7 protein-coding genes and 1 pseudogene are annotated in these 8,368 nt (G+C 69.3%); 3 read left to right on the top strand and 5 right to left on the bottom strand.

What is annotated here, in order from left to right:
* A pseudogene (locus tag D7X55_RS30780) lies at nt 1-458 on the top strand (hypothetical protein); the annotation flags it as partial.
* Nucleotides 459-482: 24 nt separating this feature from the next.
* On the opposite strand, the gene D7X55_RS30775 reads toward D7X55_RS30780, so the two are convergent.
* The 5 genes from D7X55_RS30775 to D7X55_RS30755 all read right to left on the bottom strand — a co-directional run bounded on the left by D7X55_RS30775 (nt 483) and on the right by D7X55_RS30755 (nt 4,942).
* Nucleotides 483-1,676, bottom strand: coding sequence for a pyridoxal phosphate-dependent aminotransferase (locus D7X55_RS30775; protein ID WP_120547329.1), 1,194 nt, complete (start codon nt 1,674-1,676; stop codon nt 483-485).
* A 69-nt stretch (nt 1,677-1,745) separates the two neighbouring features.
* Nucleotides 1,746-2,228 (bottom strand): pantetheine-phosphate adenylyltransferase, encoded by a 483-nt coding sequence (coaD, locus tag D7X55_RS30770; protein WP_120547330.1) that lies wholly within the window; start codon nt 2,226-2,228, stop codon nt 1,746-1,748.
* Between the two features lie 47 nt (nt 2,229-2,275).
* Entirely contained in the window at nt 2,276-2,833 is a 558-nt protein-coding gene (rsmD, locus tag D7X55_RS30765) for a 16S rRNA (guanine(966)-N(2))-methyltransferase RsmD (protein ID WP_120547331.1), read from the bottom strand.
* 10 nt (nt 2,834-2,843) lie between these two features.
* A complete protein-coding gene (locus D7X55_RS30760; protein ID WP_121724924.1) occupies nt 2,844-3,887 on the bottom strand; it encodes a hypothetical protein in 1,044 nt (347 codons plus the stop codon).
* A gap of 47 nt (nt 3,888-3,934) precedes the next feature.
* The gene (locus D7X55_RS30755; RefSeq protein WP_121724923.1) at nt 3,935-4,942 is read right to left on the bottom strand and encodes a cation diffusion facilitator family transporter; all 1,008 of its coding nucleotides are present in this window, start codon (nt 4,940-4,942) and stop codon (nt 3,935-3,937) included.
* Between the two features lie 113 nt (nt 4,943-5,055).
* On the opposite strand from D7X55_RS30755, the gene D7X55_RS30750 reads away from it, so the two are divergent.
* Together D7X55_RS30750 and D7X55_RS30745 are read left to right on the top strand one after the other, a co-directional pair.
* The gene (locus D7X55_RS30750) at nt 5,056-6,645 is read left to right on the top strand and encodes a sigma 54-interacting transcriptional regulator (protein WP_120547334.1); all 1,590 of its coding nucleotides are present in this window, start codon (nt 5,056-5,058) and stop codon (nt 6,643-6,645) included.
* Nucleotides 6,642-7,565 (top strand): alpha/beta fold hydrolase, encoded by a 924-nt coding sequence (locus D7X55_RS30745; protein ID WP_121724922.1) that lies wholly within the window; start codon nt 6,642-6,644, stop codon nt 7,563-7,565. The genes D7X55_RS30750 and D7X55_RS30745 overlap by 4 nt, the downstream gene beginning before the upstream one ends.
* Nucleotides 7,566-8,368: the final 803 nt, after the last annotated feature.

Raw genomic sequence — 8,368 nt, 5'->3', positions numbered from 1 at the left:
GGCGCGCGGCCCCCCAGGCCCCGGGCCGGGACGCCGCGCGCCCCAGCGACGAGGAGCTGACGCCGGAGACCCTGACGCGCACGCTGATCCGCAACGAGGCGCGCTTCCTCTTCCAGAGCCTGCTCACGGGGGATGTGCGCAGCGCGTCCGCGGAGCTGACCTACCCGTTCCAGCTGGAGGACAAGCGCTTCAACACGCCGGAGGAGCTGGTGCAGGCGTGGGTGAAGCAGCTGCGCGCGCGGCGCACGGACCTGGTCACGCTCTACGACATCGAAGTGCTGCCCATGGCGGAGATGGAGAAGAAGTACGGCAAGCCGCCCGCGCGCCTGGGGCTGGATCCGCGCGCGCTCAAGGACACGTGGGCCGCGGTGGGAAACCTCTCCGGCCACGCGGCCATCTTCCTCTTCCGTGGCAACGCCACGAACCTGAGCTGGCACGCCTTCGCGTACACGGACTGAAGAAGGTACGGGGCGCCGGGCGCTTCAGCCCAGCGCCGCCACGAAGTCCCGCAGGCGCGTCAGGCCCTTCTGCAGCACCTCGCGCGAGGTGACGAAGCTCATGCGGATGTAGCCCGGCGCGCCGAACGGATCCCCCGGCACCGCCGCCACCAGGAAGTCGTTGAGCAGCGTCTCGGAGAGCTGGAGCGAGTCCGTCAGCGGCTTGCCCTTGTACGTCCTGCCCAGCAGGGCGCGCACGTCCGCCATCGCGTAGAAGGCGCCCTCCGGCAGCCGGCACCTGATGCCCGGGATGGCGTTGAGCCCCGCGACGAACAAATCCCGGCGCTCGCGGTACTCGTTCACCATCGCGGTGATGGTGTCCGAGGGGCCGTTGAGCGCGGCCAGCGCGGCCTTCTGCGTGATGGAGGACGCGTTGGACGTGGACTGGTCCTGCACCAGCTGCATGCCGGAGATGAGCGCCTTGGGCCCGGCCGCGTAGCCCAGCCGCCAGCCCGTCATCGCGTAGGACTTGGACAGGCCGTTGGACACCAGCAGCCTGGGCACCAGGTCCGGCGCCACGTTGCCGATGTTGAGGAACGGCTCCCCCGTGTAGAGGAGCTTCTCGTACATGTCGTCCGTGACGAGGATGCAGTCGTGCCCGCGCACCGCGTCCGCGATGCCCTCCAGCGTGGCGCGCGAGTACACCGCGCCCGTGGGGTTGGCCGGGCTGTTGAGCACGATGGCGCGCGTGCGCGGGGTGAGCGCCCTCTTGATGGCGGCGGGGTCCGGCGCGTAGCCGTCCTCCTCGCGCGTGGGGACGATGACCGGCGTGCCGCCCGCCAGGTGCACCATGTCCGGGTAGCTCACCCAGTACGGCGCGAAGACAATCACCTCGTCGCCTTCGTCCAGCAGCGCCTGGAAGCAGTTGTAGAGCGACTGCTTGCCGCCCGCCGTCACCACCACCTGGTCCGGCGCGTACTTCAGGCCGTTGTCCTTCTCCAGCTTGCGGCAGACGGCCTCGCGCAGCTCCGGCATGCCCGCGGTGGCGGTGTACTTGGTGAAGCCCGTGCGCAGCGCTTCGATGGCCGCCTGCTTCACGAACTCCGGCGTGTCGAAGTCCGGCTCACCGGCGGCGAGCACCACCACGTCCTTCCCGCTCGCCGCGAGCGCCTTCGCGCGGGCGTTGAGGGCCAGGGTGGCGGAGGGCTTGATGGCATTCAGCCGGCGGGCGAGTTTCATGCACCCTGCCTAGCGCGGAACGTCCGAACCGGACAAGCACCAAGGGCGCGCGGCGTTGCCCGGAAGCCGCTACGGTTTCGGGCCGAACTTCTTCTTCAGCCCGGCGTTCACGTTCGGGGGGACGAGCCCCTCCACGTTCCCTCCGAAGGTGGCGACCTCCCGGACCAGCTGCGAGGAGATGTAGAAGTAGTCCTCGCCCGTCATCATGAAGACGGTGTCGATGTCCGGCGCCAGCTTGCGGTTCATGTTCGCCAGTTGGAACTCGTATTCGAAGTCGGACACCGCGCGCAGCCCGCGGATGACGACGCTCACGTTGCGCTGGTGCACGTAGTCCACCAGCAGACCGTGGAACGCGTCCACCTCCACGCGGGGGTCGTTCACCGCCTCGCGGATGAGCTCCACGCGCTCCTCCCGGCTGAAGAGGGGCGTCTTCTTCGGGTTCACCGCGATGGCGACGATGAGCCGGTCGAACATCTTCAGGCTGCGCTGGATGAGGCTCAGGTGCCCGTTGGTGAGCGGATCAAACGAACCAGGATAGATGGCAACCGGCATGGGTGCCGGGAAGTCTCGGCGGGCCCACGGGGCGGGTCAAGCGCGCGTCACGGCGCCCGGTAGAAGCTCACCAACGTATCGCCGAAGCGGCGCTGGTCCTCCAAGGTGAGCCCCGAGTGGGACTCAGGGGCCGCCTCCCGCTTGTCGTGCTCCACCATGACCGTGCCGCCCGGCGTCACCACGCCCGCGGCCACCACCGCCTCCAGCACCGTCTCCACCACGCGCGCCGCGTAGGGCGGATCCGCGAAGACGAGCTCGAACTTCTGCCCCTGCTTTCCCAGCGTCTCCAGCGCGCGGACCACGGGCTGCGCCAGGATGGACACCTGGGCGCCAAAGCCCAGCGCGTCCGTGTTCTTCCGGCACAGGGCCAGGGCCTCGCGGTCCTGGTCCACCAGCACCAGCCTGCCGGCGCCCCGCGACAGGGCCTCCAGCCCCAGGGCGCCGGTGCCCGCGTACAGGTCCAGCACGGCCTGGCCGTCCAGGAACTGGCCCAGCATGTTGAAGATGGTTTCGCGGACCCGGTCCGCCGTGGGGCGGATGTGTCCGGACGACGGCTTGGGGCCCGTCAGGGCCCGGCCCTTCGCGCTGCCTGCCACGATGCGCATGCGCGCCCTTCTAGCCCAGGTCCCCGCCCGGGTTGGCGAGGAACGCCATGGCCACCGACGCCGAGCGGTGCGCCCCCAGCGCCCCCAGCGCCTCCGTGGCCTCCGCGAAGGACAGCGCCTCCAGCGTCTCCCGGGCGGCCGGCGTCAGGGGCGGCAGCCCCTCCTCCATGACGGACACCAGCTCCCCGGCCGGCATGCCCGCCGCCTGGGCCCGCGCCACCACCGGCTCGCGGACCTCCGGAGCCCAGGCGCGAAGGGTCAGGGGGCCGAAGGGGCCCGTCCGGTCCACCTTGCGCACGCCCGCGGCCACGTAGCTGGACAGCCCCCGCGCGGGCCCGGTGGAGCCGTCCGCCACCGCCACCGCCACGCCCTTCGCCGCGGCCGTCTCCACCACGTGCCGCAACAGCTCCACGTCCAGTTCACCGTCACCCAGCTGCGCGTCCTGCACGCGCAGGAAGCGCGGGACGCACTGCCACTGCGACAGCCCCTCCAGCAGCGTCGCGCACGCGTCCACCAGCCCTCCGGCGGCCACCTGCGGCGGGGACACCTCCAGCGACAGCTCGCGCTCCTTGAGCGGCCCCGCCAGCGCGTTCACCGCCTCCACGGCCTCGTAGGAGGTGAGGCGCGACAGGTCCAACGACACCAGCGCGAAGCCCGCGTCCACCACGCGGAAGAGCCCTTCCTGCAGCGCGTCCAGCACGTCCGCGTCCGTGGACGTCACCCGCAGGGGGCCGGCCTGGAGGAACAGGGGCCGGGTGTGCTCGGCCTCCTGGGCCGCCGCGTGCACCGCCCTCACGAAGCGCTCCGGCGCGCCCCGGTCCGCCAGCGGGTGCGGGCAGGACAGGCCCAGCACCGCGTCCTCCGCGCGGGCCGCGCCCAGCAGGCCCGGCAGCGCGCCCTTGGACAGCACCGGCAGGCACGGCAGCGCCATGGGCGTGGACTCCAGCGCCCGGAGCAGCTCACGCGAGTCCAGGAAGGGCACCCGGGAGCCCGGGCCCACCCGCGCCACCACGTTGCCCGGCCGCAGCGACAACACCTTGTCCAGCACGCTCATAGAAGCCCGCGAGGATTCCCTCCCCGCGCGCCTTTCGCAAGCGCGAGTCAGTGCACCTCGCCCAGGTGGGCGTACGACTGGCTCTCAATCTGGATGGTCGTGTGGTCGATGCCGAAGCGGTCGAAGAGGTCGTGCTTCACCGCGGACAGGATGTCGTCGTTGTTGCAGACCATGGGGTCCGCCACCACCAGGTGCGCGGACAGCGCGTACATCCCGCTGGAGATGGTCCACACGTGCAGGTCATGCACCGCCTGCACGCCCGGCACCTTCCCCATGAGCTCCCGCACCTGCTCCAGGTCCACGTGCGCGGGCACCGCCTCCAGCAGCACGTCCACCGCGTCCTTCACCAGCCGCAGCGCGCCCACGACGATGATCATGGAAATCAGCACGGAGATGATGGGGTCCACGACGTACCAGCCGGTCCACCACATCACGCCCGCGCCAATCAGCACGCCCACCGACGACAGCGTGTCCCCCAGCACGTGAAGGAACGCGCCGCGCACGTTCATGGAGTGCGTCTGGTGCAGGAAGCCCAGCGCCGCCAGGTTCGCGACCAGGCCAATGCCCGCCACCAGCGCCATGGGCCCCAGCTCCACCGGGGCCGGCGTGCGCATGCGCTCCCAGGCCTCCAGCAGGATGAAGATGGTGATGACCAGCAGCAGCACCCCGTTGAGGAGCGCGCTCAGGATCTCCATCCGGTAGTAGCCGTAGGTCTTCTTCAGGTCCGCGGGCCGCCCGGCGAACCACAGCGCCAGCAGGCTCAGGACCATGGCCGACACGTCCGTCAGCATGTGCCCGGCGTCGGAGAGCAGCGCCAGCGAGTTGGTGAGGAAGCCGCCCACCGCCTCCGCCACCATGATGGTCGCCGTCAGCGCCAGCGCGAACAGCAGCCGGCGGCGGTCCTTGCGCCGCTCCTCCGCCAGCCCGCCCTTCCGTGGGCCGTGCGAATGACCGTGCCCATGGCCATGCGAATGCCCATGGTGCGAGTGGTCATGGTCGTGCTCGTGCGAATGGCCGTGCCCTGCCCTGCCGTGTGTATGTGGGGGTGCGCTCACAGGGACCCAGGGTACGCGATCAGCGCCTTCTTTCGGACAGGTGCCGCTGGATTGATTTCGGACAACCCCGTAGATCCGTTGTCCTGATCCGCAACAGGCCGAGGGACGCGGGGATGGACTTCGAGAAGCATCAGAATCTGCACACCATTGTCATGTTGAGGGATGTCATCCGCAAGTGGTGGCAGGTGGAGCTTTCCTTCGCGGATCGCAACGGCGTGGTGCACGACTGGCAGCGCGGGGATTTCATCCCGCCGCCCAACGACTTCTGCCGCCATTCCCTGGGGGCGCGGGAGGGGATGCGGCGGTGTGCCCAGTCGGTGCGGGTGCTCCATGAGAAGTTCAAGGCCGCCAAGAACCTGCGCCGCGCCCTCTTCCACGACTGCCACCTGCGCCTGTCCATCGTCGGCGCGCCGCTCTACATCCGCAACGAATACGAGGGCTTCCTCTTCGTGGAGGGCTTCGCCCGGCAGCCGCTCATCCCCGGGGACGGCCAGGTCCTCATGACCAAGATGCGCGACATCGCGCCCGGGGCGCTGCTGGAGCTGGAGGGCGCCGCGGAGCGCGTGCCGGTGCTGGACGGCTCGGAGCTGAGCAAGCTGTCGGACCTGCTGGAGTTCGCGGTCACGGAGATCGCCAACCAGGAGGTGGAGCTCACGCGCAAGGAGGAGACCATCCAGTCCATGGCCTCCGAGCTGTCCAACCGCTACCGCTTCGAGAAGATCATCGGCCGCTCCGGCGCCATGAACGAAGTGTTCCGCCTGATGGAGAAGGTGGCCCACTCCGACTCCACCGTCCTGATCAACGGCGAGTCCGGCACGGGCAAGGAGCTGGTGGCGCGCGCCATCCACCACAACGGCCCGCGCAAGGACAAGCCGTTCGTCGTGCAGAACTGCTCCGCCTTCAACGACAACCTCCTGGAGAGCGCCCTCTTCGGCCACACCCGGGGCGCCTTCACCGGCGCGCTCAAGGACAAGAAGGGCCTCTTCGAGGTCGCGGACCAGGGCACCTTCTTCCTGGACGAGGTGGGCGACATGTCCCCCGCCCTCCAGGTGAAGCTGTTGCGCGTCCTCCAGGAGGGCACCTTCCTGCCCGTGGGCGGCACCCATTCCCGCGAGGTCGACGTGCGCGTCATCGCCGCCACCCACAAGGACCTGGGTGAGATGGTGAAGCGCGGCGAGTTCCGCGAGGACCTCTTCTACCGCATCAACGTCATCCGCCTGCAGCTGCCGCCCCTGCGCGAGCGCAAGGACGACCTGCCCGTCCTCATCGACCACTTCCTGCGCAAGCACCACCGCGAGGGCCAGCGCGCGCGGGGCCTGGCGCCGGAGGCCCTGGGCATCCTGGGGGCGTACGCGTGGCCGGGGAACATCCGGGAGCTGGAGAACGAAATCGAGCGGCTGCTCGTGCTGGGCGGCGAGCTGGAGACCATCCCGGCGGAGCTGCTCTCCAGCCGCATCCGCGACGCCGTCGTCCCCGGCGGCGGGCCCTTCATCGCCCCGCGCGCGCACGGAAAACTGCACGAGGCGGTGGAATCCCTGGAGAAGGAGATGATCCACCAGGGGCTGGTGCGCACCCGCTACAACAAGAGCCGGCTGTCGCGTGAACTGGGCATCAGCCGCTCCAACCTCCTCCTGAAAATCTCCCGCTACGGGCTGGACAAGGGTATCCCGGAGGGGATGGAAAACGACGAGGCCGAGGCGTGAGCGCGCCCCATGGACAGGCGGTCTCCTTCCGGCAGGACTCGCTGCGGGTGCCGGACGGCGCGGACCTCTACTACCAGGTCCGTGGCGACGGCAGCCCGGGCATGGTGCTGTGCGACGGCCTGGGCTGTGACGGCTTCGCGTGGAAGTACCTCCTGCCCTACCTGGGCCGGCGCCACCGCGTGCTGCGCTGGCACTACCGGGGCCACGGCAAGAGCACCGTCCCCACGGACCGCACGCGCATTGGCATGGCGTACACCTGCGATGACATGGCGCGGGTGATGGACGCGGCGGGCATGGACAAGGCCGTCCTCTTCGGCCACTCCATGGGCGTGCAGGTGGCGCTGGAGTTCCACCGCCGCTACGCCCGGCGCGTGGAGGGGCTGGTGCTGGTGTGCGGCAGCTACGGCATGCCGCTGGACACCTTCCACGACTCCACGCTGCTCAAGCGCCTCTTCCCGACCTTGAGGGCCGCGGTGGAGCGCTTCCCCCGCCACACCGCGCGCATCGTGCACGGGGCGCTCACCACGGAATTGGTGGTGCAGCTGGCCATCCGCCTGGAGATGAACCCGGACCTCATCGCGCGAAACGACCTGGCCCCCTACTTCACCCACCTGGCGCGCATGGACCCCGTCGTGTTCGTGCGCACCCTGGACTCGCTGGCCAACCACACCGCCGAGGACCACCTGGAGCACGTGGACGTGCCCACCCTCGTCGTGGCCGGAGAGAAGGACCGCTTCACCCCCGGCTGGCTGTCCCGGAAGATGGCCGAGCGGATTCCCGCCTCCGAGCTCCTGATGATTTCCGAGGGCACCCATACCGCCCCACTGGAAGTCCCGGGGCTGGTGGAGCTGCGGGTGGAGCGCTTCCTGAGAGAGCGGCTGGGCGTGGAGACCGCCGAAATCCCCCCGAAGGTGGGATAAGCGCCCAGCTGGCGGGGGGCTTGATTGTTTACCTGCTGGACACCCGCCTTCATTGCAGGTGGAAAGCCCCCGGCATATAAGCCCCCGCCTTCCGGGTTCCGGTGGGATTGAGATTCCCCGTTCTGGGCGTGTCTCTTCGCACCTTCATTTCCGTTAGTTGGTCCTGATGATCTCTCGCGAAAACATCCGCAACGTCGCCATTGTCGCCCACGTCGACCACGGCAAGACCACCCTCGTCGACCACCTGCTCCGGCAGGCTGGGACCTTCCGCTCCAATGAGCACGTGGCCGAGCGGGTCATGGACTCGAACGACCTCGAGCGCGAGAAGGGCATCACCATCCTCGCGAAGAACACTGCCGTCTCCTACAAGGGGATGCAGATCAACATCATCGACACGCCGGGCCACGCCGACTTCGGTGGTGAGGTGGAGCGCGGTCTGCGCCTGGTCGATGGCGTCATCCTGCTGGTGGACGCCGCCGAAGGTCCCCTGCCCCAGACGCGCTTCGTGCTCACCAAGGCGCTGGCCATGGGCCTGAAGACCGTGCTGGTCATCAACAAGATCGACCGCCAGGACGCCCGGGCCAAGGAAGTGCTGGACCTGGTGTACTCGCTCTACATCGACCTGGGCGCGAACGAAGAGCAGCTGGAGATGCCCGTCCTCTACACCGTCGCCCGCCAGGGTCAGGCCTCCACGTCGCTGGACGTGCCGGGCAAGACGCTGGAGCCGCTGTACGACGCCATCATCAAGCACATCCCGCCCCCGCCCCCCCGGCTCTTATACACATCTGACCCTGCCGACGCCT

This window comes from Corallococcus sp. AB049A (assembly GCF_003668885.1).
GTDB lineage: Bacteria > Myxococcota > Myxococcia > Myxococcales > Myxococcaceae > Corallococcus > Corallococcus interemptor.
The sequence above is the reverse complement of the archived record's forward strand: the minus strand, read 5'-3'. Positions and strand labels throughout refer to the sequence as shown.

Excerpts from the sequence above, each read along its gene's own strand:
- D7X55_RS30775 (WP_120547329.1), bottom strand. The coding sequence starts at position 1,676 with ATGAAACTCGCCCGCCGGCTGAATGCCATCAAGCCCTCCGCCACCCTG.
- coaD (WP_120547330.1), bottom strand. The coding sequence starts at position 2,228 with ATGCCGGTTGCCATCTATCCTGGTTCGTTTGATCCGCTCACCAACGGG.
- rsmD (WP_120547331.1), bottom strand. The coding sequence starts at position 2,833 with ATGCGCATCGTGGCAGGCAGCGCGAAGGGCCGGGCCCTGACGGGCCCC.
- D7X55_RS30760 (WP_121724924.1), bottom strand. The coding sequence starts at position 3,887 with ATGAGCGTGCTGGACAAGGTGTTGTCGCTGCGGCCGGGCAACGTGGTG.
- D7X55_RS30750 (WP_120547334.1), top strand. The coding sequence starts at position 5,056 with ATGGACTTCGAGAAGCATCAGAATCTGCACACCATTGTCATGTTGAGG.